This is a genomic window from Actinomyces sp. Z5, from assembly GCF_003287795.1.
Taxonomy (GTDB): Bacteria; Actinomycetota; Actinomycetes; order Actinomycetales; family Actinomycetaceae; genus Actinomyces; species Actinomyces glycerinitolerans.
This window is the reverse complement of the sequence record NZ_QMIN01000072.1, coordinates 10,269-11,074: the sequence shown is the minus strand read 5'-3', so window position 1 is coordinate 11,074 and position 806 is coordinate 10,269. Positions and strand designations below refer to the sequence as shown.

Here is an 806-nt window from a genome sequence, read left to right as displayed (position 1 = left end):
CACCCCCAACAACCCACGAACTGTCACCGATGTCCTGACACAGAACTGTCACCGATGTCCTGAGACATAACAGGGACGGTACGTACCTCTAGGTGCCGAACCGCCACGAGAGGGTACGAATCGCCGGCGCTAAGTGCCGAACCGTCAACCACAGGTACCAACCGCCAGGGCCCGCGCCGACCTACGCGCCAGATCCCACCCGGGAAAACACACCAGACAACCCGGCCGGCCTGCACCCGGCGGCGCGGGCATCAACGACCAGGCCCGCACCCCGCACCCCAGCTGACAGCTCCCACCCTCACCCACCACACCCACAAACCGGAAGAGCCGGTTATGTGCCGAGATCGGTAGAAGTGGCGGCCCCCAGGCGTTTTGAGCGGCAGCGCATGGGCAGGTCACCCCATGGCCGGTCTTTCACGCCGCGCCTAACCTGCCCATATGAGAGTGATCCAGTTGCGCGTGAAGGACCTGTGGTGGTGCAGCGGGCTGTTGCCGTTGTGGACCGTAATCGGATCCGTGATTGACGGCGCCGTGGGGTGGGAACTCTTCTTCATCCCCTACGCGCTGCTCATCCAGCTATTCCTGCAGCTGCTGTTGGCCAGTGTCGCGGCGGCGCCCAACAGCAATGCATGGCGGGAACTGCCGCCGTGGACCAATCGGACGGCGCTGGTGGTGCTCGCCCTGGCGCTGCTGTGGCCTCCGCTGGTGCCGGCACTTACCGACTGGCCGGAGCTCGACGGCATTCTCACTCGAGCCGGCATGTCCTCCGACGCCGCAGGAGCCATCGGCTACGGACTCGTACTCGC

The 806-nt window shown here is 65.3% G+C and carries 1 protein-coding gene; it reads left to right on the top strand.

All coding sequences use genetic code 11. From position 1 onward, the window contains the following. Positions 1-438: 438 nt before the first annotated feature. A partial coding sequence (locus DRB06_RS16210) for a hypothetical protein (RefSeq protein ID WP_181575255.1) occupies positions 439-806 on the top strand: 368 nt, incomplete at its 3' end.